22 protein-coding genes and 1 pseudogene are annotated in these 24,251 nt (G+C 62.7%); 13 read left to right on the top strand and 10 right to left on the bottom strand.

The window, feature by feature from the left end; all coding sequences use genetic code 11:
* Nucleotides 1-38: 38 nt before the first annotated feature.
* The 11 genes from QZ564_RS07470 (at nt 39) to QZ564_RS07420 (ending at nt 11,484) form a co-directional block, all read left to right on the top strand.
* Nucleotides 39-986, top strand: a complete 948-nt coding sequence (locus tag QZ564_RS07470; RefSeq protein WP_297107157.1) for an ABC transporter permease — start codon at nt 39-41, stop codon at nt 984-986.
* Nucleotides 983-2,767, top strand: a complete 1,785-nt coding sequence (locus tag QZ564_RS07465) for a dipeptide/oligopeptide/nickel ABC transporter permease/ATP-binding protein (protein WP_297107154.1) — start codon at nt 983-985, stop codon at nt 2,765-2,767. Before QZ564_RS07470 ends, QZ564_RS07465 begins: the two co-directional genes overlap by 4 nt.
* On the top strand, nt 2,764-3,570 hold the full coding sequence (locus tag QZ564_RS07460) for an ATP-binding cassette domain-containing protein (RefSeq protein ID WP_297107151.1): 807 nt from the start codon (nt 2,764-2,766) through the stop codon (nt 3,568-3,570). Before QZ564_RS07465 ends, QZ564_RS07460 begins: the two co-directional genes overlap by 4 nt.
* Entirely contained in the window at nt 3,567-4,385 is an 819-nt protein-coding gene (locus QZ564_RS07455) for a GntR family transcriptional regulator (protein ID WP_297107148.1), read from the top strand. The genes QZ564_RS07460 and QZ564_RS07455 overlap by 4 nt, the downstream gene beginning before the upstream one ends.
* Nucleotides 4,386-4,448: 63 nt before the next feature.
* The gene (locus QZ564_RS07450; protein WP_297107145.1) at nt 4,449-5,462 is read left to right on the top strand and encodes a substrate-binding domain-containing protein; all 1,014 of its coding nucleotides are present in this window, start codon (nt 4,449-4,451) and stop codon (nt 5,460-5,462) included.
* A 438-nt stretch (nt 5,463-5,900) separates the two neighbouring features.
* Nucleotides 5,901-7,052 carry an extracellular solute-binding protein gene (locus tag QZ564_RS07445; RefSeq protein WP_297107142.1) on the top strand — a complete coding sequence of 384 codons (1,152 nt, stop codon included), beginning with the start codon at nt 5,901-5,903 and terminating at the stop codon, nt 7,050-7,052.
* Between the two features lie 32 nt (nt 7,053-7,084).
* Nucleotides 7,085-7,933, top strand: a complete 849-nt coding sequence (locus QZ564_RS07440) for an ABC transporter permease subunit (RefSeq protein ID WP_297107267.1) — start codon at nt 7,085-7,087, stop codon at nt 7,931-7,933.
* Nucleotide 7,934: 1 nt separating this feature from the next.
* Complete coding sequence (locus tag QZ564_RS07435; protein WP_297107139.1) at nt 7,935-8,789, top strand: ABC transporter permease subunit; 855 nt, start codon at nt 7,935-7,937, stop codon at nt 8,787-8,789.
* Between the two features lie 10 nt (nt 8,790-8,799).
* The gene (locus QZ564_RS07430; RefSeq protein WP_297107136.1) at nt 8,800-9,834 is read left to right on the top strand and encodes an ABC transporter ATP-binding protein; all 1,035 of its coding nucleotides are present in this window, start codon (nt 8,800-8,802) and stop codon (nt 9,832-9,834) included.
* Between the two features lies 1 nt (nt 9,835).
* Nucleotides 9,836-10,672 carry a glycerophosphodiester phosphodiesterase family protein gene (locus QZ564_RS07425; RefSeq protein ID WP_297107134.1) on the top strand — a complete coding sequence of 279 codons (837 nt, stop codon included), beginning with the start codon at nt 9,836-9,838 and terminating at the stop codon, nt 10,670-10,672.
* Nucleotides 10,669-11,484: an inositol monophosphatase family protein gene (locus QZ564_RS07420; RefSeq protein ID WP_297107131.1), complete on the top strand. Its 816-nt coding sequence runs from the start codon at nt 10,669-10,671 to the stop codon at nt 11,482-11,484. Before QZ564_RS07425 ends, QZ564_RS07420 begins: the two co-directional genes overlap by 4 nt.
* A gap of 12 nt (nt 11,485-11,496) precedes the next feature.
* Here QZ564_RS07420 and QZ564_RS07415 read toward each other — a convergent pair whose 3' ends face one another.
* The 9 genes from QZ564_RS07415 to QZ564_RS07375 form a co-directional block, all read right to left on the bottom strand.
* Nucleotides 11,497-12,288, bottom strand: a complete 792-nt coding sequence (locus QZ564_RS07415; protein WP_297107264.1) for an SDR family oxidoreductase — start codon at nt 12,286-12,288, stop codon at nt 11,497-11,499.
* Nucleotides 12,285-13,046, bottom strand: a complete 762-nt coding sequence (gene cobM, locus QZ564_RS07410; protein WP_297107126.1) for a precorrin-4 C(11)-methyltransferase — start codon at nt 13,044-13,046, stop codon at nt 12,285-12,287. Before cobM ends, QZ564_RS07415 begins: the two co-directional genes overlap by 4 nt.
* Nucleotides 13,043-14,254, bottom strand: a complete 1,212-nt coding sequence (gene cbiE / locus QZ564_RS07405) for a precorrin-6y C5,15-methyltransferase (decarboxylating) subunit CbiE (protein ID WP_297107123.1) — start codon at nt 14,252-14,254, stop codon at nt 13,043-13,045. Before cbiE ends, cobM begins: the two co-directional genes overlap by 4 nt.
* A complete protein-coding gene (locus tag QZ564_RS07400) occupies nt 14,251-15,006 on the bottom strand; it encodes a precorrin-3B C(17)-methyltransferase (RefSeq protein WP_297107120.1) in 756 nt (251 codons plus the stop codon). Before QZ564_RS07400 ends, cbiE begins: the two co-directional genes overlap by 4 nt.
* Nucleotides 15,003-15,728: a precorrin-2 C(20)-methyltransferase gene (locus QZ564_RS07395; protein WP_297107117.1), complete on the bottom strand. Its 726-nt coding sequence runs from the start codon at nt 15,726-15,728 to the stop codon at nt 15,003-15,005. Before QZ564_RS07395 ends, QZ564_RS07400 begins: the two co-directional genes overlap by 4 nt.
* Nucleotides 15,725-16,357 carry a precorrin-8X methylmutase gene (locus tag QZ564_RS07390; protein ID WP_297107114.1) on the bottom strand — a complete coding sequence of 211 codons (633 nt, stop codon included), beginning with the start codon at nt 16,355-16,357 and terminating at the stop codon, nt 15,725-15,727. Before QZ564_RS07390 ends, QZ564_RS07395 begins: the two co-directional genes overlap by 4 nt.
* Nucleotides 16,354-17,523: a precorrin-3B synthase gene (cobG, locus tag QZ564_RS07385; protein WP_297107111.1), complete on the bottom strand. Its 1,170-nt coding sequence runs from the start codon at nt 17,521-17,523 to the stop codon at nt 16,354-16,356. Before cobG ends, QZ564_RS07390 begins: the two co-directional genes overlap by 4 nt.
* Before the next feature lie 33 nt (nt 17,524-17,556).
* Nucleotides 17,557-18,285, bottom strand: a complete 729-nt coding sequence (gene cobF / locus QZ564_RS07380) for a precorrin-6A synthase (deacetylating) (protein ID WP_297107108.1) — start codon at nt 18,283-18,285, stop codon at nt 17,557-17,559.
* Nucleotides 18,286-18,350: 65 nt separating this feature from the next.
* Nucleotides 18,351-18,818 carry an Lrp/AsnC ligand binding domain-containing protein gene (locus QZ564_RS07375; protein ID WP_297107105.1) on the bottom strand — a complete coding sequence of 156 codons (468 nt, stop codon included), beginning with the start codon at nt 18,816-18,818 and terminating at the stop codon, nt 18,351-18,353.
* A 122-nt stretch (nt 18,819-18,940) separates the two neighbouring features.
* On the opposite strand from QZ564_RS07375, the gene putA reads away from it, so the two are divergent.
* Nucleotides 18,941-22,312, top strand: a complete 3,372-nt coding sequence (gene putA, locus QZ564_RS07370; RefSeq protein ID WP_297107102.1) for a bifunctional proline dehydrogenase/L-glutamate gamma-semialdehyde dehydrogenase PutA — start codon at nt 18,941-18,943, stop codon at nt 22,310-22,312.
* Between the two features lie 55 nt (nt 22,313-22,367).
* On the opposite strand, the gene QZ564_RS07365 is transcribed toward putA, so the two are convergent.
* Complete coding sequence (locus tag QZ564_RS07365; protein ID WP_297107099.1) at nt 22,368-23,234, bottom strand: AraC family transcriptional regulator; 867 nt, start codon at nt 23,232-23,234, stop codon at nt 22,368-22,370.
* Between the two features lie 103 nt (nt 23,235-23,337).
* Between QZ564_RS07365 and QZ564_RS07360 the strand changes: the two are divergent.
* Nucleotides 23,338-24,251: pseudogene (locus QZ564_RS07360) on the top strand (alpha-glucosidase/alpha-galactosidase); the annotation flags it as partial.

The following is a 24,251-nucleotide window of genomic DNA, read 5'->3' as shown; positions in this document are numbered from 1 at the left end:
CGGATGAGGGCTATCTTTCACTGGAGGGAGGACCAGATATGACCGCCTATATCGGCAAGCGCCTCCTGGCCGCCGTTCCGGTTATCCTCGGACTTTCAATCATCGTCTTCCTGGTGATGAAGCTCATCCCCGGGGACCCGGCCCAGGCGCTGCTGGGCTCCTATGCCACCCCGGAAAACGTCGAGCGCATCAATCGGGCCTTGGGTCTCGATCGCTCCTGGCCCGAGCAATATGTCATCTGGATCGGCAATCTTCTCCAAGGCGACTTCGGCCGCTCCTACATTCTCAACCGCCCGGTGATCGATGAGGTGCTGGAGCGCTTCGGCGCCACCCTCATTCTGGCAGGCGCGTCTCTGATCATCTGTTCGGTGCTCGGCATTCTTGCTGGCATCGTCTCGGCGGTCCGCCAGTTCGGCTGGACCGACCGCATCGTCACCTTCTTTGTGCTGATCGGCATTTCGATGCCGGCTTTCTTTCTGGGGCTGGTGCTCATCCTGCTCTTTGCAGTGCAGTGGCGCCTGCTCCCAGCCTCAGGCATGTATGCTGTTTATGGGGGCGGAGATCTGCCTGACCTGTTGCGGCATCTGATCCTGCCCGCCGGCACATTGGCTATTGTGGCTACAGGCGTGGTCGCTCGCCTGACCCGCGCCGCCATGCTCGAAGTGCTGCGACAGGATTTCATACGCACTGCCCGCGCCAAGGGATTGAGCGAGAACGCGGTAATCTACCGTCATGCGTTCCGGGCCGCGCTGGTTTCCATCATTCCGGTCATCGGCATCCAGGCAGGCTTCGTGCTGGGCGGTGCCGTCTATATCGAAACGGTGTTCCAGTGGCCGGGTCTGGGGCAGATGCTGGTCAAGGCGGTCTCTACCCGCGACCTGCTGCTGGTGCAGGGCGGGGTGCTGGTTGCCGCCACGCTCTATGTGTTGGTCAATCTCTTGGCCGACGTTGCCCAGGCCCTGCTCGATCCGAGGCTCAAGGCATGACAGACATGGCCCTTTCCGCACCCGCACCCCGCAAACGGCGCAGCAACTGGCAATTGCTGATGGCCAATCGCCTTGCGGCGGCGGGTCTGTTCATCTTCGGCTTTATCGTGGTTCTGGCCGTGCTGGCACCGGCCCTGCCGCTGCCCAACCCCGACATCACCGACCAACCCAACCGCCTGCTGCCGCCCTTCGCCGACGGACACCTGCTCGGCACCGATCATCTGGGGCGCGATATCCTTTCCCGATTGATCTGGGGTACTCAGGTCTCGTTGATCGTGGGTGTCAGTGCCACGGCGCTGGCAGCCATTTTCGGCTCGCTGATCGGCCTCGTCGCCGGCTATGCCCGCGGCGCCACCGACAGTGTGCTGATGCGCTTTGTCGATATGCTCATGGCTTTCCCCTATATCCTTCTCGCTATCGCCATCGTGGCGGCGCTGGGGCCGGGCCTGCTCAACGCGCTCTACGCCATCGCCATCGTCAACATCCCCTTCTTTGCCCGCAATATCCGCGGTGTCACGGTGTCAATCCGCAACCGGGAATTCGTCGATGCGGCGCGACTTTCTGGCAAGAGCCATCCAGCGATCCTGTTTACTGAAGTCCTGCCCAATGTGCTGCCGGTCATCGTGATTACGATGTCGACCACAGTGGGCTGGATGATCCTGGAAACCGCCGGACTTTCTTTTCTGGGATTGGGCGCGCAGCCGCCAACCTCGGATTTGGGGTCCATGCTCGGCCAGGCGCGGGCCCAGCTCTTTACCGCGCCGCACGCCTCGATCATTCCAGGTATCATGATCTTTGTCCTGGTGATGAGCATCAACCTGTTGGGTGACGGCATCAGGGACGTACTCGATCCGCGCCTGCGCTCTGGGGCGCTGGACCGGCCCATGCCGGTGACCAAGATTGACCGCAAGACCAAGCCCGCCAATGAGATCGAGGACGCGCCGGCGCTGGTCGTCGAGAACCTCTCGACCGGATTCGACGACGGCAGGAGCATTGCGCCGGCGGTGCGCGACATCAGTTTCCGCCTGCGCAAGGGTGAGTGCCTTGGCCTGATCGGCGAGAGCGGTTCAGGCAAATCCGTCACCGCGCTGTCGCTCATGGGGCTGGTCGCCTCACCGCCGGGCGTGATCACCGCCGGCGGCGTCTATATCGAGGGCAGGGAAGTCCTGGGATTGCCCGAGCACGCTTTGATCGCCCTACGGGGCGCTCGTGTGGCCTATGTTTTCCAGGACCCTTTGACCACGCTCCATCCCCTGTTCCGGGTCGGTGAGCAGATTGCCGAAGCCATTCTGGTGCACGAAAGTGTCGGCAGAACCCATGCCAATCGTCGCGCCGTCGAATTGATGGAAACCGTCGGCATTCGCGATGCCGGCAGTCGCGCCAATGCCTATCCGCATGAACTCTCGGGAGGACAGCGCCAGCGCATCGGCATTGCCATGGCTTTGGCAAATGACCCCGATATCATCATCGCCGACGAACCAACCACCGCCCTCGACGTCACTGTCCAGGCCAAAATCCTTGAACTGCTTCACGATCTGCGCCGCCAACGCGGCCTGGCGCTGCTGCTCATCACCCACGATTTCGGGGTGGTGGCCCAAGTCTGCGACCGTGTGGCGGTGATGAAGGACGGCGAGATCGTCGAGCAGGGCGAAACCAGCAAGGTGCTGCGCAATCCGCAGCACGACTATACGAAGCGTCTCATCGCCTGTGTGCCCGAACTGGGCGAAGGCCAGGCCTTCCTAGACCGCGTCCGGCCACTTTTCGAGGGAGCAGGCGCATGACCGACAACGCTGTCGAAATCCGCGATCTGGTAAAGACCTATGGCGGTGGTCGCAGCCTGTTCGGGCGCAAGGCCGGGGAGATTCATGCCGCCAAGGGCATCTCGCTCGATGTCAAGCGCGGCGAAACCCTCGGCATTGTCGGGGAGAGTGGCTCGGGCAAGTCCACCCTGGCGCGCATTCTGGTGGGCCTCGAGGCCCCGACATCTGGCACCATGCAGATCGATGGCAAGCCCTGGGAAGAGTTGGCCGCGGCTGGTTCCCGCGCCTTCGGGCGGACCATCCAATATGTGTTTCAGGATCCTGTGGCCTCGCTCAACCCGCGCAAGACCATCGGCGACATTCTGGATGTCCCACTGCGCCTGCTCTGCGGTTATGATGCCGGCAAGCGTGCCAGCCGCAAGAAAGAGTTGGTCGACGCCGTGCAGATGCCGCTCGACACCCTCGAACGGTTTCCACACGAGTTCTCCGGCGGGCAGGCGCAACGCATTGCCATTGCCCGAGCACTTGCCGCCGAAGCCCGCATCCTTGTGCTGGACGAGCCGGTCAGCGCGCTCGATGTTTCCGTGCAGGCGCAGGTCTTGCTGCTCCTTCAGAGTCTGCGCGACGAACTCGACCTCAGCTATCTCTTTATCAGCCATGACCTTGCGGTCGTCGAATCGATTTCCGACCGCGTCGCGGTCATGTATCTGGGGGAGGTGGTGGAGTTGAACCATGCAGCCAAACTCTTCGCCGCACCGCAGCATGACTATACACGCGCCCTGATCGCCAGTGCGCCGCGTCTGGATACTTCAGGAATGGCATGAGCGAGCAGGACTCAATCGAACACCCCGTCTCGGAGCAGGCCCCGCGGCGCAAGCGCGCGGACGAAATCGTTGATGCAATCAAGCGAATGATCGTTGAACACGGTCTGGGTCCGGGCGATCGATTGCCGCAGGAGCGCGAACTGCTGGCGCAGTTCTCGGCCAGCAAGGGCACGGTTCGCGAAGCGCTTAAAGCGCTGGAGGTGCAAGGTCTTATCTCCGTCCGAACAGGCCCCGGTGGGGGCGCGTTCATAGAGCGCATGTCCGAAGGGCGAGCGATGAGTCTGCTCTCTAACTTTCTCTTCGCCAAGAAGCTGACGATCGCGCATATCTACGAGATGCGAAAGGTGCTTGAGCCCCTGGTTGCGGCCAGCGCCACACCGCATATCGACGCCGCCGGCGTCAAAAGGCTGGAGGCCATCATCTCCATCTATGACCATGAGCCCGCCGACGCCACCGAGCGTTGGAACCAGCGCATGGCCGAACTCGATTTCCACGGCGTGGTCGCCGAGTATTCAGACAATCCGATATTGGCGTTCACCTCCCGCTTTCTGCAGCGCCTGCTCAAAGATCTCGCCATTGCCCAGGACATCTATGTGCAGCCAGAGCCGGTTCTGCGCGAAAGCGGCATTCGGCACCAGCGCGATCTGATCGCCGCCATGATGCGGCGTGATGCTCAGGCCGCCGCGGCCATATTGGCCGAGCACATGGCGGAGGCTGAACAGCACATGCTGTTGCTGCAGGCCCGGCTCGAAGACCGCTTCCTCAGCGAAACTATAGAGCCCCGCAAGCGCCGCAGCCGGCGCTCGGCGTCGTGACCCAGGCTTGACGACGACCAATTTCGCTTCACTATCGGCGCCGTCCTGTGGCAGGGCTGCAATATGAGCGAGTTGAAACCCCCATCCTTTGTCAGCGCGCAGATGGTCGCGGACCGCGCCGGTGTATCGCGCTCAGCCGTTTCGCGCACCTTCACCGAAGGCGCGAGCGTGTCTGAGGCAACGCGTCGCAAGGTCATGGAAGCGGCCAACGCGCTGGGTTACCACGTCAATCACCTCGCCCGTGGTCTGCGGGAGCGCAGCAATATCGTCTGTCTCGTGGTGGCCGACATGACCACACCGATCCGCGCACGCATGGTCGACATTCTCACCCGCAAGCTCCAGGCGTCGGGCAAGATCACGATGGTCATCAATACCGAGACCGATACCGAGAGCGTATCCGCCGCCCTACGACAAACCCTCAACTATCGCGCCGATGCCACCGTCGTTCTCTCGGGTACGCCGCCCGCCTCACTGATAGAAACCTGCATTGCCAATGGTCAGCAGGTCGTTCTGATCAATCGCGACGAACGGCTCCAGGGGTCGAGCAATCTTGGCGTCGACAACGCGATGGCCGGGCGCGAGGCGCTGTATCTCCTGCGCCGCGCCGGGTGCCAACGGCTGGGTCTGATCACCTCCAATGCGGGCACTGCGAGCCTTGTTGAGCGCGAAGAGGTGTTCGTCCAGGCCGCCAGGGACGCCGGCCTGAATGTAACCGTAACCCAGGCTGGCCCCACCAGCTACCAGTCAGGCCAGGAAGCGGCGCGACGGGTCTTCGGGCGCTCGGCATCTCCGGATGGCGTGTTTTGCGTCACCGATCTTTTGGCCTTGGGGTTCATGGACGTGGCGCGCCAGGAATTTGGCCTCAAAGTGCCGGACGATCTTTGCGTCATCGGCTTTGACGACATCGAGCAGGCCAGCTGGTCGTCTTATCAGCTGACCACCTTCCGGCAACCCCTCGATCCCATGGCGGACGAAGTCGTCGACCTGCTGTTGCAGCCCGAGCGAGCCGTCTCCGAACGAAGACTGATCGAGCCGATTCCCATCTGGCGCAGGTCAGTTCGTCCCGCCTCCGCCTGACCGATTGAGAGCCGGTCGGACCGGCGGGCCCTGCGGCTAAACATCTGAAAGAAACGCCATTCTGGATCGCTGGTCGAGGATGTGCACGACCTTTTGCAACGCTTTCGGTAAAGTATTGCACATGTGTGCAGTTACCTTGTGTCATCAAAGCGTTATGTAACGCGGTTACTCAGGCAACTAACAAGGCGAAAAAATGCACTTGTGTGCAAGCGCTATTGGGTGTTGTCTTGATAGGGCGATGGTTCATCGCGGCAGGCACGGCCCGACATCAGAATTGGGACTGCCTACCGCCGGCCAGTGCTGAGAGGGAGGAGGCCCATGAGGCGGGCAACCGGTGCCGATCCGGTTCGCCAAAGCGGTATGCGCCGCGACGCTGCCTCCGCAATCGGTGACGTAAAGCGCGGTGGCCGCCCCGGTCGCCATGATGGGAGAAAGAACATGAAACGTCGTGACTTCATGATTTCCGCAGCGGGTGTGGTGGCCGGTTCGGCCCTGTTGCCCCGCATGTCCTTCGCCGCTGAAGGCGTGATCGACTGGTACACCAGCTCGGACACCAACATCCTCGATTTCTGGGCCAATACGGTCAAGCCGGCCTTCGAGGCCGCCAATCCCGGCATCTCGATCAATCTGGTCGATGCGGGCGACGGCGCCGGCATTATCGCCATCGGTGAACGCGCCATGGCTGCCAAAGAGCAGGGCGCAGACCCGCAGGCCGATTTCTTCGAGTCCGGCGATGCCCTGTTGCCGTCCGGTGCCATCGAGGCTGGTGTCTACGCCAACATCAAGGAAGCCGGCCTGTCCAACTACGCCAAGGTCAATCCGCTGGCGATCGAAAGTGACTATTCGCTGCCCTATCGCGGTTCGCAGGTTCTCCTGGCCTATGACAGCACCAAGCTCAGCGCGGCCGACGCCCCCAAGAACTGGGATGACCTGGTCACCTGGATCAAGGCCAATCCCGGCCAGTTCGTCTATAACCGTCCTGACAAGGGCGGTTCGGGCGGCAATTTCGTGCGTCGCGCCATTCACCAGGCCAATGGCCTCGATCCGGCGGTCTTCACCGTCGACAACTACACCGAGGAATTCGGCAATGAGGCGCTGACCAAGGCCTGGGACATCCTCAGCGACATCGCGCCCTCGCTTTATGACAATGGCGCCTATTCGTCGGGCAATACGCAGTCGATCCAGCTGCTCTCGCAGGGCGTTGTGACCATGACCCCGGTCTGGTCCGACCAGGTCCTGCAGGCGATCAGCCAGGGCGTCCTGCCCGAGAATACCGGCCTGGTGCAGCTTCAGGATCTGGCCCTCGCCGGTGGCTTCACTCGCTCCATCGTCATCGAGAACGGTGTCAATCGCGACGCCTCGCTCAAGCTGGCCGATTTCATCCTGTCCGAAGAAATCCAGAGCGCAATCCTGACCGAACTCGGCGGCTTCCCCGGCGTGAGCTGGGACTACGTCTCGCCCGAACTGCGCGAGCGCTTCGCCGATATCGTGCCAACATCTATCCCGACCTTCCCGGGCGGTGACTGGGCCGGCGCCATCAATGATGGCTGGTACCGTAACGTGGCACCGAACGTCGACCGCAACTCGTGACCGACGCAGCTCCGGCGGCACCTCGACCGCTTATCGACAGCAATGACAGCAGGAGGCCTCATGGCCTCCTGCTCGTCGCCATCCCGGTCTTCCTGGTCGCCTGGCTGGTGATCTGGCCGATCATCAACGCCATTGGCCGCACCCTGTGGCGCCCCGATGCAACCGGTGCCCTGGGTTTCAACCTCAACAGCTATGTCTTCTTCTTCTCCGATCAGTACTCGATCAACAATCTGACGATCACCCTGTGGACGACGCTGGTCTGCGCCATCGTGCTCCTGGCGATCTGCCTGCCCATTTCGCTCTATCTGCGATTTTCGCACGGCAAGTTGCCCGCCTATGTGCAGGCCATGGCGATTTTCCCGATGTTCGTGCCCTCGATCATCCTGGCCTATGCCTTCATCCGCGTACTCGGCCCCAATGGCATGGTCGATATCCTGCTCAATTCGGTCGGCCTGCCCAAGATCCGCACGCCCTATCTGACCCCCTGGGGTCCGGTCATCGGGCTGGTGTGGGACAATATCCCGCTGACCGTGCTGATCCTGCTCTCGGGTCTGGGCAATGTCGCCAACCAGGCGATCGAGGCGGCGCGCGATGTCGGTGCCAATCGCTTCCAGGTGTTCTGGCACATCATTCTGCCGCGCATCTCCAATTCGGTGCTGGTGGCCATTTCCTTTGCGGTGCTGGGCATTTTCTCGTCCTTCACGCTGCCCTATCTGCTGGGGCCTGCTTCGCCCGAAATGATGGGCCCGTTCATGAACCGCACCTTCCGCGAGGTGAACGACCCGCTCAACGCGATCACGCAGGCGGTCATCACCTTCTGTTTCTGTATTGCCTTCGGGCTATTTTATGTGCGCTCGGTCGCACGCAATCAGGGGAAGTGAGATGGAACGGCTTGCTCCCACCACCATTGCGACCCGGCGCCCACCCCTGGTGCGGATTCCGACCGACTGGACCGGCATTGTCTTTGCCGTGCTGCTCTCTGCCGCGGTGATCGTGCCGCTGCTGGTGGTTGGCGTCTGGGCCTTCACCGAGGTCTGGCGCTATCCCAATGTCATCCCGCAGCAATTCGGCCTGCGGTTCTGGAACCAGACCCTGACACGGGCAGACGTATGGGCGGCGCTGACCCTCAGCCTGCAATTGTCCACCGTCGTGACACTACTTTCGGCGGCCATCTGCCTGCCGGCCGCCTATGCCTTTGCCCGCCTCAGCTTTCCGGGGCGCAATGTGCTGTTCTTCTCGTTCCTGGCCGGCCATGCCTTCCCCAAATTCGGCCTGCTGATCGCCATTGCCGCGATCTTCTTGCAGTTGAACCTTATCGGCACCTTCTGGGGCGTGGTGTTGATCCAGCTCGTGGGCACGCTGCTGTTCATGATCTGGATCCCCGTGGCCGCATTCCAGTCGGTGGACCGGCGCATGGAAGAAGCAGCCCGCGACGTAGGGGCCGGACCCTTCCGGGTGTTCTGGTCGATCACCCTGCCGCAGGCCGGCCCGACCATCGCGGCGGCCGTGCTGCTCAGTTTTGTCGGCACCTTCTATGAAACCGAAGGCGCTTGGCTGATCGGCGCGCCGGGCATTCGCACCATGCCCGTGCTGATGATCTCCTTCATCAACAACCAGATGGTCATCCAGTATGGTGCCGTACTCTCGGTGATGCTGTGGGTGCCGTCCTTCATCGCTCTCATGTTCGCCCGCCGCGTCATTGGCGGTGGCGCCTTCGCCCGCGGTTTTGGCGGCTAGGGAAACAAGTATGTCCGTTCTGAAAATTACCGACGTCTCCAAGATCTTCGCCGGCCCGACCGTCGCGGTGGACAATTTCTCGCTCGAAGTGGCGAACGGCGAGCTGGTCTGCCTGCTCGGCCCGTCCGGCTCGGGCAAGTCGACCTTGCTGCGCATGGTCGGCGGCTTCGAACGGCCCACCTCGGGTCAGATGACCATTGATGGCGACGATATCACCCAGCTGCCGCCCGAGCGGCGCCCGACCGGCATGGTGTTCCAGAGCCATGCGCTCTGGACCCATATGAACGTGTTCAAGAACCTGGCCTTCGGTCTCAAGCTGCGTGGCCTGCCGCAGGACCAGATCCGGCACAAGGTCGAAGATGTTCTCGAACTGGTTGGCCTCGCCGGCTATGGCGCGCGCGGCGTCAACCAGCTTTCGGGCGGGCAACAGCAGCGCGTCGCGCTGGCCCGGTCTCTTGTGCTTGAGCCCAAGATCCTGCTGCTCGACGAACCCTTCGCCAGCCTCGACCAGCATTTGCGCGAACGGCTGCGCGAAGAAGTGCGGGATATTCAGCAGCGCCTCAAGATCACCACCCTGTTCGTTACCCACGGACAGGATGAGGCGCTGGCCATGGCCGATCGCATTGTCGTCATGCGCGACGGAAGGACCGAGCAGATCGACCGCCCGGACGTCGTTTATCGCGACCCCCAGACGCCCTTTGTCGCCGGTTTCATCGGGACCATGAACCTGATCGATGGCGAAGTGACCAAGGGCCGGTTTACCCGGGCTGGTTTGGCGCTCGACATCCCCATTCCCGACGGCCCCGCAACCCTGGCCATTCGCCCCGAGGCGCTGGACCTGGAAGCCTCGGGTACAGGCGTCGCACAGGTGCACAGGGTGACCGATTACGGCACACACGGCCTGGTCGATCTCGACCTTGGCGATGGCACCCGTCTCAAAGCCATGGTTGCGCATCCGGACCTGTTCAGCGCCGGGCAGAAGGTCAATCTCAAGCCACAGGCCATGGCGGCCTATCGTGACAATGCACGCGTCTATCGGAGCTGAAATGGTCCATCCGGTGCTGGTCGAGCGGGGTGCACACCGCACCTGGCTGAAATGGCATCGCGCGCGTCGCAAGGCCACCGACCCAGTGTTTACCGGCGCACGCATTCTCGAGGGCATGCGGTTGGGCGCCAGCGTCGAGGTTGATCTGGTGATACATGCCGATCATGGCTGCGCCGTGCTGCACAATTTCGCGCTGGAGAAAGAGACGACGGGCACCGGGCTGGTGCGCGAGACACCATCGGATGTCCTGCGCGGCCTTCATTTGCGAGGCAATGATGGCGCCGTCCTGCCAGACCGGGTGATGCTGCTCGAAGACCTCTGCGCCCTGCTGGTTGAGCAGCCGCCGCGACAGGGCGCGTTGCTGCAGCTCGATTTCAAGGAGGAGCTGGCGGCGCTGGACGGCCGCACCATCGCCAATTTTGCCAAGAGTGTCGGCCCTGTCGCCGATGCCTTCATCCTCTCCGGCGGCGATATCGGTGCCATAAGGGCGCTGTCCCATGCCATCCCTGCACTCAGGACCGGATACGACCCCTGCTATGGGGAATCCCTGGCGCGCCTCAAGGCGACTGGCGACTTTGCTGCCTTCATTGGCGAAGCGCTGATCGCTGCGCCGCAGGCAGACATGATCTACCTGGCATTTGAACTGGTGCTTGCCGCTGAGAATGCCGGGTTCGACATCGTCGCGCCCATTCACGCAGCCGGAAAAACGATCGACGCCTGGACCATTCGCCAGGTCACCCCGGCCAGCCTCGAACAGGTCGAGCGCCTGCTGGCGCTCAAGGTTGACCAGATCACAACCGACGATCCGGAGGGGCTGCACGCGGCCCTTGCACCATGAGCATTAATTACGACAGCATACTTGAAGCGATGATTGCCGCTGCCCGCGAGGCAGGAGCGCTGACCCAGGCCCATTTCAAGCGCTTTCGCGAGCTTGAAATCGGCATCAAGGGGCCCGGAGACTTCGTGTCCGACGCCGACCGCGAGTCAGAGCAACTGATCCGCAAGCGCCTTCTGGCCATCGATCCGACCTGGAGCCTGACCGGAGAGGAGTTCGCGCCGGTGGACGGGTCCGATCCCCAACACCGCTGGCTGGTCGACCCGATCGATGGCACCACCAACTTCCTCAACGGCCAGCACTATACCATCACCATCGCTCTCAGGCGCGGCAATGTGACCGTGTGCGGGCTGGTCTATAATCCGGTCGCAGACGAGATGTTCTTCGCCCGTAAAGGTGGCGGCGCCTTTCTCAATGGCGAGCGGCTGCAGGTCAGCCGCTCTACCGATATTGCCATGATGTGCGTGGGCACCGGTCTTCCCACACCAAACCTGTCGCTCCATCCCGGCGCCTATCAGCGGCTCGACGCCATTCGCGCGCCCATCGGCGCTGTGCGGATCGTCGGCAGCGCTGCCAATAGCTGCGCCTGGGTCGCCTGCGGGCGGCTGACCGGATATTTCGAGGAAACCGGTTTTGTTGACACGGCCGCCGGTATCCTGCTCGTCGAGGAGGCCGGAGGCGTGGTGACCGATTGGTGGGGCAGGGGCCCAGAGGTCTTTGAGCGCACCGGCTGCCTTGTGGTCGCCAATGCGGCGACCCATGCCTATTTGCTCGATCAGCTCAAGAGCGTGCCCAGGAAAGACCCTAAGGCCTGACGCCAGACGGCATCAGGGCATCAGCATGCCGCCATTGACCTCGATGGTCTGGCCGATGATGTAGCCCGAGAGGCTCTGGCACGCCAGGAACAGATAGGCCCCGACACAGTCCTCGGCCACGCCCAGCCGCCCCTGCGGGATCGTTCCCAATTGGGCCTTGAGCAGGTCCGGTGTTGAATAGCGCTCCTGGAACGGCGTCTCGATGACGCCTGGCGCTACCGCGTTGACCCGAACGCCAAAGGCGATGAACTCCTTGGCCATGCCACGCGTCACATTGGCGACGAAGGCCTTTGACGAACCATAAAGGCCGGCACCGCCACTGGCACCATTTCGGGCGGCGATCGAGGTGGTGTTGATGACAAAGCCGCCGCCCGCTGCCTTCATATGTGGCAGCGCGGCCCGCGTGGCGGCGAGCACCGAGCGGCCATTAAGGTCCATGACCGCGTCATAGTGCTCGTCGGTCATCTCCGCATAAGGCAGGCGCGCCACCATGCCCCCGGCATTGTTGATCAGACCGTCCAGCCGGCCAAACACGGCCGCCGTTTCTTCAACGGCCCGCGCAATTTCGCCTGATTTCGACGCGTCGGCGCGGACCAGGTGGGCTTTTCCGCCGGCGGTCTCGACCGCTTCGGCTACCGATTTAGCTGCGGACTCGCTGGAATTGTAGTGCACGCCAACCATGGCGCCTTGCGCGCCGAATGCCTTGGCCAGCGCGGCGCCGATACCGGTTGAGGCGCCGGTGATGAGCACGGCCTTGCCCTTGAGTTCGGAAAGAATGAGATTTTCCAATGCCTTGCCTCCTATAGTCCGTCGCGGCCGCGAAAGCGGCGCTGGTAATCGGGATCGTAAAGTGAACTTTCGCGAAAGTCTTGAGCGCCCAGCCCATTACCAACGAAGATGATCGCCGTGCGCTCAATTGCGGGGTCGAACGAGGCCTGGATGGTGCCCAGGCTACCCAAAATGAACGTCTCATTGGGCCAACTGGCACGAGCAACAATGGCGACCGGACAGTCGGCGCCGTAGTGCGGGAGCAGTTCGTGGACGACGCGGTCGAGCGCGTGAATTGCCAGGTGGATGGCCAGTGTCGCACCACTTGCGGCGAAGGCGGCGAGTGTCTCCCCCTCGGGCATGGGGGAGGCACGACCGCCCAAGCGGGTGAGCACGACGGACTGATTGACGCCAGGGATGGTGAGTTCCCGCCCCAGCGCCGCCGCCGCCGCCGCGAAGGCGGGGACACCCGGGGTCAGTGTATAGGGGATGCCACACCGGTCGAGGCGGCGCATCTGTTCCGCCACGGCGCTCCAGATGGAGAGGTCGCCGGAGTGGAGGCGCGCGACATCTTCTCCAGCATCATGCGCCCTGACATATTCAGCCTCAATCTCGTCCAGAGACATCGGGGCGGTGTCGATGAGGCGCGTACCGGGACTGCACCAATCGAGCATTTCCTGCGGTACGATGGACCCGGCATAGAGGCAGACAGGGCAGCGGGCCAATAGGTCTCGACCGCGCACCGTAATCAGGTCGGCCGCCCCGGGGCCCGCACCGATGAAATGCACAGTCATGGCTTGCTCCAGCGCCACTGGGTGATCGGCATCGCCGGACGCCAGCCTCGCATGGTGCCAAGCGGCGCGGCGTGCGCCACCGAAAGCCGCACGAGGTCGCCCCCAAGTTCGGTATGGAGCGCCAGCAGTGTTTGCTCCATTTCGAGGCTGACCGCATTGGCCACAAGGCGGCCGCCTGGACGCAAAACTGACCGGGCCGCGTCCAGAACGCCCGGATCAGTACCGCCACCGCCCACAAAGATCGCGTGAGGCGCTTCCAGACCCGCCAGCGCCGGTGGCGCCAGGCCGCTCACAACACGCAGTTCGGGGACGCCCAGCTTGCGGGCATTGCGACCGACCCGTGCTGCGCGCTCGGGATCGGCTTCGATCGCTATGGTGCGCAGGCTCGGGTCAGATAGCATCCATTCGATCCCGACCGATCCCGATCCAGCACCGATATCCCAAAGCAGCTCATTGCGGCGAGGGGCCAGGGCGGCCAGCGTAAGGGCCCGGATATCGCGCTTGGTGATCTGCCCGTCATGCTCGAACAAGTCATCCTCCAGACCCGGCGTCAGCGGCAGCACCCGCGCGCCGGGAAGAGGGGCAACGGTGATCGCACACACATTGAGCGGGTTGATGTCGGTCAGGGTGAACCCATCCGCCATCTGCGATCGGATATGTTCGTCAGGACCACCCAGCGCTTCCATAACCGTTATGATCGAACGGCCAAACCCGGCCTCCACCAGCAATGCGGCCAGGGCTCCGGGCCCATGTTCATCCGAGGTCAACGCCAGGATCCGGGCGGCCGGGTGCAGATAGGGTCGCACCAGATCGATTGGCCGTCCATGCACGGAGAGGCAGACGACCTCCTGAATGGGCCAGCCCAGCCGCGCCGCCGCAAGGCTGAACGCGGACGGTTGCGGGATGACCACCAACTGGGCTGGGTCAATGTGCCGACTGAGGGTCGCTCCGACGCCATAGTGGAATGGATCGCCTGAGGCGAGTACGCAGACCCTGCGTCCGCGCAATGACATAATGGCCTCGATCGAGTCCGAGAACGGACTTTGCCATGCCCGCGCTTCTCCTGAAACGATCGGGTCCACCAAAGCCAGATGCCGCTCCCCACCAAACACGATCTCGGCTTCGGCAACCGCCGCTCTCGCAGCAAGTGAAAGGCCATCGAGGCCATCCTCACCGAGGCCTATGATTGAAAGCCAGGGCCCGCTCACGGGTTGGCACTCCGCGGCGAATAGACCAGCGGGTCCATGCCGGGCCGATCGATGATCCGCGTTTCGGCCGTTCCGATAATCACGCAGGTGGCCATGTCGGCGCTTTGCTGATCGGCTTCGCCCAGTGGTGCAACGGTGAAGCGCTCGTCGGGGCGACCCACGGCCCGCCCAAAAATGACTGGAGTTGAAACCGGCAGACTTTCACGCAGGATTTTGAAGGCCGTGGCCAATTGCCAGGGCCGGGCCCGCGAAACTGGATTGTAGAGCGCGATCACGAAGCCTGCCTCGGCGACCGCGCGCAAGCGGCGCTCGATCAGCTCCCAAGGCTTGAGGTTGTCCGACAGCGACATCGCACAGAAATCGTGCCCGAGAGGGGCTCCAGCGCGCGCCGCCACAGCCAGCATGGCAGTGACCCCGGGCAGGACGGTGACGTCGAGACGACGCCAGGTCTCCGGGCCGGTCTCGATCGCTTCGCAGACCGCGGCCGCCATGGCAAAGACGCCGGGGTCGCCGCCTGACACCACACAGACTGAAGCGCCCTTTGCCGCAGCATCCAGAGCTGCGCGAGCCCGGTCGATTTCCTCCCGGTTGTCCGACGCGATCCGCCCCTGGTCGGGGCGCAGGCTCAGGCGGTCCAGATAGGGGCCATAACCGAAGAAGAGCTCGCCATCGCCAATGGCATCCAACACCTGCGGCGTTGTCTGGCCCGGATTGCCTGGCCCGGTACCAATGATGACGAGCTTGCCGGTCATGGCCGAGTGCTCCAGCCAGGCACCAGCACCAAGGAAAAATAGGGGGCAACGTCATCGCTCTTGTCAGTGAGAGGGATCGAGCGGCCACTCGCCGTCGTGCCGCGCTCGACATAGACCGCCTGGTGCAATCTCCCGGCGTCAGCGAGGGCGGCGCGCACCTTAGGCAGGTTGCGGCCCAGTTTCATGATGACTGCACCCTGGGTATTGCCCAGCCGCCGGGCGATCTCGTCCCGGTCGAGGGTGCCAGGAAGCACGGTCAGGATATCGTCGCCCTGCACGAGCGGGAGTCCAGCTGCAGACCAGCAGCCAGACATGGCGGTAATCCCAGGAATGACCTCGGTATCATAGTGAGGAGCAAGTCGCAGATGCAGGTGCATATAGCTCCCATAGAACAGGGGGTCGCCTTCGCTCAGAACGGCGACGGCCCGTCCGGCATCCAGATGGGCAGCAATCCGGTCCGCGGCCTCGGCATAAAAAGCTTCGATCTGGGTCTTGTAACCATTCTCGCGCCGATCGATCTCGGTGGTCACCGGATATTCGAGGGGTTCCTCGATCTGTTCGGGTCGGAAATGAGTGGCCGCAATGGCCCGGGCGTTGCTGGCATTGCCGCGTTTGGCGAAATAGGCCACCACATCGGCAGTTTCGATTGCCCGCACCGCCTTGATGGTCAGCAGGTCCGGATCCCCGGGGCCCGTGCCGACACCGAACAGCTTCCCGCTCATAGTCCCGGCCTCGCCAGGGCGTTGAGACAGGCGGCGGTGATGGCACTGCCACCCAGGCGCCCGCGCACAATGGCATAGGGCACACCATAGGAGTTTTCCGCCAGGGCGTCCTTGGATTCGGCCGCGCCCACGAAGCCGACCGGCATGCCCAGGATCGCGGCCGGCCTTGGTGCCCCGTCCCGGAGCATTTCAAGCAAATGAAACAGCGCCGTGGGTGCATTGCCAATAGCCACCACAGCGCCCTCGAGATGCTCGTCCCAAAGATGCAGGGCGGCTGCTGAACGCGTATTACCGATACGGTCGGCCAGAACGGGTGTGCGCGGATCGCGCAGGGTGCAGATCACGGCATTGTCTGCCGGTAACCTGGCGGCCGTGACGCCGCGCGCCACCATTTCGGCATCGCACAGTATGGGGGCACCGGCGTTGAGCGCGATCCGGGCGGCCGATACGAAACCTGGACTGAACGTGAAGTGCTGCGCTGCCTCGACCATTCCAGCGGCATGGATCATGCGAACAGCAAGTTCGGCCTCTTCCTCGGAAAAGCGCGCCAGGTCGGCTTCGGCTCGGATGATGGAAAAGGACTGGCGATAGATGCTGTCACCATCCTTGATGTAGTCATATCGGGTCATCGTCCGTCCTGAAAGGGAACGGCACCGGCAAGAAGCGCGGCCTCGTCCAGCAATTGTTGAGGCGTATCGCCTGCCCGACCGTCGATGACAAGGCCAATCCCGTCGGTGCGCCCGACCAATGTCACACGGGCAGGTCCGGGGTGGGCGCACCCCTTGCTGCATCCGGATACGTGCAAATGCTGCTCCGTCACGCCCTGTTCTGCCAGGCGCAGCGCGATCTGGCGTGCGGCGATCAGACCTGAGGCGCACCCCTGGCTGCCGCTGCAGGCGCTGATACGCCGGCGCGGGTCGTCGGCACGCGTGACAAACCCAAGGTCGTCCGCCTGCTGGAGCAGGGCGGCTGACATGCCGTCAACGAGCAGGACATGATCCGGGGCAAGGCGAAGGCAGTCCAGACCCTCGGCTGCCATTGCGGTGGCGAGGCCGACCAGGCTGTCTGCCTCGATCTGGCCAAAAGGCAGGGCAAACGCCCCACAATGACCGGTGCGCAAGGTAATCTCGCCGGGCCAGGCGACTGGGGCTGTGTGTTTTCCTGGTTTCGTCACGGGCGCGGGGAACAGATCCGTCGCCCGTGCATCCGGACCGATTGCCGCCAGCGCGCCCAGAACGGCCATCGTGGTCGAAAAAGCCGCCGCTTCGTCCACTGCCTGCGGCTTCGCCCCGCCCAATGTCATAAGCCAGGTTTGCGGCGTCTGGGCCGTGAGGCGAATGTCCGCTTTGATATCTGCCAGGGATACTTGACCATTGCCATCGACCACGACGCTGACCTTGGGGCCGAGCCGGTCGGCCAGAGGCTCTGCTGCAACGCGAATGCGTTCAGCAAGGCCTCTGGGGTCCATTGCTTCGGATGGATCAAGGCCAGCGAGTGGCGAGACATCCACGACCAGGCCCGACTCTATAGCCACGAGCGCTGCCACGGCCTCCGCGAATTGGGGCGCGGAGCGAGGTGTAAGCCCCCGAACCTGAAGATTGCCGCGCGCGGTGACCTCCACAAGGCCATTTCCGTGCCGTTCCGCCAGTCGCGCGATCTCCATGAATTGCGACAGCGAGAGTACTCGGCCCAGCACCCGCACGCGCGCCAGCAAGCCATCGCCCGTCAACATCGGGGCATGGAGCGTTGGGCAGGTGCCGCGCCGGGCCGGGTCAGCTATGGGTGCCGATATCATGGCGCAATTCTTACCAGCCCCGGCGGTCCGGCACTACCGTTGCTTGCGCAGGAGATAGGTGTCCATGATCCAGCCATGGCGTTCGCGGGCCTGTGTTCTTGCCTCAACGATGCGCTCGCAGACATCCCCCAGTCGTCCCGCGATGAGGATTTCATCGGCTGTCCCGAGATAGGCTCCCCAGTAGATCTGAAGGTCCGGGTCGGCGTGCCGGAAGGCCATCTGGCCGTCCAGCATCACCACGGTGTCGGTTTCCACCGGGCCCAGCTTGCGGCCAGGGGTAATCATCACCGGCTCGCCGATGCGGTTGAGCGGAATGCGGTGAGCGGCGGTGAGGGCCTGTACGGCCGAGATACCTGGCACAACCTCGACGCCGAAAGGTGCGGACACGCCCTCAAGAATGCGAAGCGTCGAGTCATAGAGCCCCGGGTCGCCCCAGACGAGGAAAGCGCCCGTACCGTTTTGGGGGATATCGGCGATCAGCTTGGCGTAGATATCGCTCAGCGCGCGATGCCAATCGGCGACGCCTTGCTCATAGTCCGGGTTTTGCACGTCTCGACGCGGCACCGAATAGCTGATCTGACGCAGGTCGGAACGTTGTACGAAGCGCGCGATGATATCCCGCCTGATACCGGCGAGGTCGGATTTGTGGGTGCCCTTGTCCGGAACAAACAGGACATCGGCGCGGTTCAGGGCATCTATGGCGGCCACAGTCAGATGTTCGGCGCTGCCCGTTCCGATTCCGACCACAAGAACGGTTTTCATAACAGTCCCCCAGACCGCTGATAATGCCGGAATGGCAGAGGGTTGGTCCGCTTGCAAGGCCGATGCTACTCGACGTCGTCCTTGACCGCTTCCATCGACACATGGGTCGAGGTGTGCGCCACATGCGGGAGAGAGGAAATCTTCTCTCCCAGTACTTCGCGATAAGCGGCGATATCCTTAGTGCGTACCTTGAGTAGATAGTCAAAGCTCGAAGCGATCATATGCGCCTGCTCCACCTCGGGCAGGGCGCGGACGGCCATGTTGAAAGCTTCCAGCGCCGCCTTTCGCGTGTCGCTGAGCCGTACCTCGACAAAGGCGACATGTGGCAAGCCCAGTCGCGTGGGGTCGATGACGGCGCGATAGCCCAGAATGTAGCCATCCTGTTCCAACCGCTTGATGCGTGCCTGGCAGGGCGTCTTTGACAGATGCACCCGTCGGCTCAACTCGGCGACGCTGATCCTGCCGTTGCGGGCGAGCTCATCGATGATACGTCGATCGGTGTGGTCCAATGGGCTATCGTGTAGTGAATTCATAGGCGTACCTGTCCAGATTCTGTGCATTTTTCCGGCAAAGAGCCTATTCGTCCGTACCACAAAAGGCGAAATGCCTGCAATGCATCTGGCATCATGGTCTGCATTCACTGGGACCAGTCCTCATGTCCGATTTCTCGCCGCGCCAGCTGCTTCGTTCTCGTCTCTACGCCGACGAGACCAAGCTCGTTCAGGAACTGATTGCCGAGACTGGCCTGGAGCCGGCCGATCGAAAGGCCGTATCGCTCAAGGCCGTCGAACTGGTTCAGGCTGTGCGCCAGAGCACAAGGCCAGGTCTGATGGAGAGCTTTCTGGCCGAATATGGTCTCGACAGCGATGAGGGGCTGGCACTGATGGCGCTGGCCGAAGCGCTGTTGCGGGTTCCCGACAGCGAGACCATCGATGCGCTTATCCACGACAAGATCGGCGGCGGCGACTGGGCCCGGCATTTCGGGGGATCGGAAAGCCCGCTGGTGAACTTCTCGTCCTGGGCGCTAAACCTGACTGCCGAAGTGCTGGGCAATCCCGAGGTCGCGCAGCAGTCTGCACTTCAACGGGTGGTGGCGAGGCTGGGCGAACCGGTCATCCGGACCGCGGTGAGCCAGGCGATGCGGCTGATGGGCCGCCAGTTTGTCTTTGGACGGACCATCGACGAGGCGATCGCCCGCGCCAAGAAGCCGGAGGCAGAGGGGTACCGCTACTCCTATGACATGCTCGGGGAGGCGGCGCGCACTGCGGCGGACGCAAAACGCTATTGCGCCGCTTATCTCAACGCCATCAACGCACTGGCTCCGCAATGCATTCACGGTTCGGTGCGCGACAATCCCGGCATCTCGGTCAAGCTCAGCGCGTTGCACCCCCGCTATGAGTATGCCCAGCGCGACCGGGTGCTCAATGAACTCGTCGAAACCACCCGGGAACTCGCCCGCGCGGCAGCCGGGGCAAACATGGGGTTCAACATTGATGCCGAAGAGGCGGACCGGCTGGACCTCTCCCTCGACGTGATCGAAGCAGTGCTCGAGACGCCCGAATTGGCAGGGTGGGACGGTTTCGGCGTTGTGGTGCAGGCCTATGGCCGGCGGGTCCTGCCCCTGGTCGACTGGCTGGAGCAGACGGCGGCGCGGCTGGACCGGCGCATCATGGTGCGACTGGTCAAGGGTGCTTACTGGGACGCCGAGATCAAGCGGGCCCAGGTGCTGGGCTTGCCCGGCTTTCCGGTATTTACGCGCAAGGCGGCGACCGATGTCAGCTATATTGCTGCGGCGCGCCGCCTGTTTGCAGCCAGGCACATCTATCCCCAATTCGCCACGCACAACGCCCACACGGCCGCGTCCGTTCTGCATCTGGCCGAGGCGGCAGGGCGGTCGAGCGAGACCTACGAATTCCAGCGCCTGCATGGCATGGGCGAGCAATTGCATGATGTGTTGCGCCAGAAGAGCGGTACGGCAACGCGCATCTATGCGCCTGTCGGAGCCCATCGCGACTTGTTGGCCTATCTCGTGCGGCGTCTGCTGGAAAACGGCGCCAACGGGTCCTTTGTCCATCAGATCGCCGATGACGACATTCCTGCCGAGAGGGTAGCGGAAGACCCGATCGAAAAGCTGTTGCATCTGGGCGAAGATGTCCCGAACCCGGCCATCGCCCACCCCTCAGCGATTTTTGGCAGCCGGCGCAATTCCTCGGGCCTGGACCTGACCGACCCGGTTGCCCTGGGGGCGATGGAGGCGGCCCGAGAGGCATTTTCCAGCGTCCAGTGGACGGCTCGCTGCCTTGGCGCGATGACTATTGATGATGAACAAGGGACTTCAATCGCCAACCCCTCGGAGCATTGCGACACAGTGGGCAAGGTCACCGAGGCGACCGGCGAGCAGGTGGAGCAGGCAATCAGCGCCGCTTCGAACTCCCAATGGGCAGAGGTCTCCGTCGAGGAACGGGCAGCCTTGTTGCGCACCGTCGCAGACCTTTACGAAGCCAATGCCCCCGAAATCTTCGCCATCCTGGCCCGCGAGGCCGGCAAGACCTGGGCCGATGCAGTCGCCGAATTGCGCGAGGCCGTCGATTTCTTGCGCTATTATGCCGATGAAGCGCCAAAGTTGGGCGCAGGGCCAAGAGGGCCGTTCGTCTGCATATCGCCCTGGAACTTCCCATTGGCCATATTCACCGGCCAGATTGCAGCGGCACTGGTGGCAGGCAACCCTGTGCTGGCAAAGCCGGCACCGCAGACGCCACTGGTCGCCTATCGTGCCGTGCAATTGATGCATGAGGCAGGGATCCCAATGGATGCAGTACAACTCTTGCCCGGGGGCCCCAAGGTCGGCCAGTTGCTGACCTCAAGCGCACATATCGCCGGGGTAGCCTTCACCGGATCGCTGCCGACTGCGCGACGGATCGAGCAGGCCATGGTTGAGCACGGGCCCGCCAACGCTCCTTTGATCGCGGAGACCGGCGGCCTCAATGCCATGGTGGTGGACACTACGGCACTGCCGGAACAGGCCGTGCGTGACATCATCGCGTCAGCATTCCAGTCAGCCGGTCAGCGCTGCTCGGCTCTTCGCATCCTCTACATCCAGGAGGAGGCCTACGACCGGACCATGGAGATGCTTAAGGGTGCCATGGATGAGTTGCGCGTCGGCAATCCCTGGTTTTTGACAACCGATATTGGCCCAGTGATCGATCACGCTGCCCGGGACAAGATCGCGGCTTATGTGTCAGAGCGCGAGGATCGGGTGCTCCATCGGCTGGGTGCAACTGCTGGAGGGACCTTCTTCGCCCCTGTCGTGCTGAAAGTGTCGGGTATCGAGGAGATACCAGAGGAAATTTTCGGCCCGGTGTTGCATGTGGCAACATTTGGCAGCGAACAGCTTCCAGGGGTCATCGCCGCCATCAACGCATCGGGTTATGGCCTGACATTTGGCGTACATACTCGAATATCGTCTCGGGTGAAGTGGTTGGAACGAAACGTCCACGCCGGCAACATCTACGTCAATCGCAACCAGATCGGTGCGGTGGTCGGAAGCCAGCCGTTTGGTGGCGAGGGCCTATCAGGCACGGGCCCGAAGGCAGGCGGTCCTCATTATCTGCCGCGATTTACCCAATGTGGCGCCACGCTGCAGACCGCCACGCTCGACCTACCCGGCCCAACGGGGGAAACCAACCGGCTTCACACCGCGCCGCGTGGTACACTGCTCTGCCTTGGCCCTCGGGCCGAAGACTATGCTGCCCAGATCGCCATGGCCGAAAGGACTGGCTGTCTGTTCGAACGCGCCGCCCTTGAGTTCGACAGGCTACAGGCCGGCGAAGGTTTCGACGCGGTTGCCTGGTTTGGAGATCAGCCGTCCCTTCGCTCGATTCGTCAGGCTTTGAGCGGCCGGAAAGGGCCCCTGCTGCCGATCGTCACCGGCCCGCATGAACTGAGCCGCCTGCAGGTGGAACGGCACGTCTGCATCGATACTACAGCCGCAGGCGGCAATGCCTCGCTTATCGCGACCGCCGGCTAATCCTAGATCGTTGCTTCGGATCAGGCACGCGCCGAATTGGTGGGTGGAGAGGTGATCAGCGTGCCTCGAATCGGGTTGCCCGGTATTCCAGCGGTGCCGCGCTGCGGTGTTTGCGGAAGACCTTGGCAAAGTAGTTGCTGTTCGCAAAGCCCGTCATTTGCGCGATCTCCACCACGCTCATCTCGGTCGCCAATAGCAGGCGCTCGGCTCGCGCGAGGCGGCGCGACAACACATAGTCCGATGGCGACTGCCCGACGCAGGTACTAAACCGGCGCACGAAGTGCGCACGGCTCATCTCTGCCACCCCGGCGAGCCGCTCGACATGCAACGATGCGCCCAGATTGCCTTCAATATAGGCGACCACGCGTTCGATGGCGGCGGGTAATGATGTGTCGTCCGGTGACCGGGTGCCAAATACCCCATCATGCAGGATGGTCATTACCTCGTAGCCAAGAACCGAAACCTGCCCCGGCGTGGGGTCCGTAGCCGTCATGGCCTTCAGGGTGGTTCCGGCAAGTCGGTCGATCTGAACGCTTTCCAAATTCAGTACAGGGCCTGTGGCATCCAGGATTTCGCGCGCCAGACGCAAAGCCTCGCGGCCATTCAGCAGCAGCCAGAAATACTCCCAGTGACCGCCACGCTCCAGGAAGTAGCGATGAGCGTGCGGCATGGTCACGAGCATAGTTGTGCCCGGGACGAGGCGGTGCTGCACACCGGCATAGTCCAATCGTCCTTCCCCCAATGTCGTATGCTGAATGACCAGGAATGGTGCGGTTCCGCGCTTCATGCCGTCCCAGGAATAGACCTCGTTCCGGCGCTGTTCATAGCCCGCGCTCACGGTCATGCAGTGAAGCGGGGCGGCGCTTCGCGGCAACACCAGGCGGCGAATGTCGAAGCCATGTTCCAGTAGATCGGTGAGCACAAAATTACCCTGGTTCGCACAAGCTTGCTCTACAACATTCCTGCGCCCCGCGCTACTTGTTGCCTACGGACTGTGAGCGCCCCAGCGGCGCCGGGAGAGGAAAATGTCATTCAAAGTCACCGTCATCGGCGCCGGCTCGGTCGGTTTTACCAAGACCCTGATTTCGGACCTTCTCAAGGTGCCGGAGTTCGCTGGCTGCGAGTTTGCGCTGACCGACATCAATCCGCAGAACCTGGATATGGTCCGCCAGATCATCGAGACGATCGTGTCGGTGAACAAGCTGCCGGCCAAGGTGACGGCAACGACTGATCGTCGCGAGGCCATTTCCGGGGCTCGCTACATCATGAGCTGCGTCCGCGTTGGCGGGCTGGAGGCTTTTGCCACCGACATCTCCATCCCTCTCAAATATGGGGTGGATCAATGCGTGGGCGATACCATCTGCGCTGGTGGCATTCTTTATGGCCAGCGCAACATTCCGGTGATCCTCGATTTCTGCAAGGATATCCGCGAGGTCGCCGAGCCCGGAGCATTGTTCCTCAACTATGCCAATCCCATGGCCATGAACACCTGGGCCGCCGAGATGTATGGCGGGGTCAATGTTGTGGGCCTTTGCCACGGCGTGCAGCATGGCGCCCATCAGATTGCTCAGGTTCTGGGGGTCGACGACAGCGAGCTTGACTATGTCTGCTCGGGCATCAACCACCAGACCTGGTATATCGACATCCGCGCCAAGGGCCGGAAGATCGAAAGCGACGAATTGATCGCCGCCTTCGAGAAGCACCCCGTCTATTCCAAGCAGGAAAAGGTGCGCATCGACGTGCTCAAGCGCTTCGGGGTCTATTCGACCGAAAGCAATGGGCACCTGAGCGAATATCTGCCCTGGTATCGCAAGCGCCCCGAGGAGATCGGTCGCTGGATCGACATGAGCGACTGGATCCATGGCGAAACCGGCGGCTATCTGCGCTATTCCACCGAACGCCGGAACTGGTTCGAAACCGATTTCCCCATGTTCAAGGA

It is taken from the genome of uncultured Devosia sp., assembly GCF_913055165.1.
Taxonomy (GTDB): Bacteria; Pseudomonadota; Alphaproteobacteria; order Rhizobiales; family Devosiaceae; genus Devosia.
The sequence above is the reverse complement of the archived record's forward strand: the minus strand, read 5'-3'. Positions and strand labels throughout refer to the sequence as shown.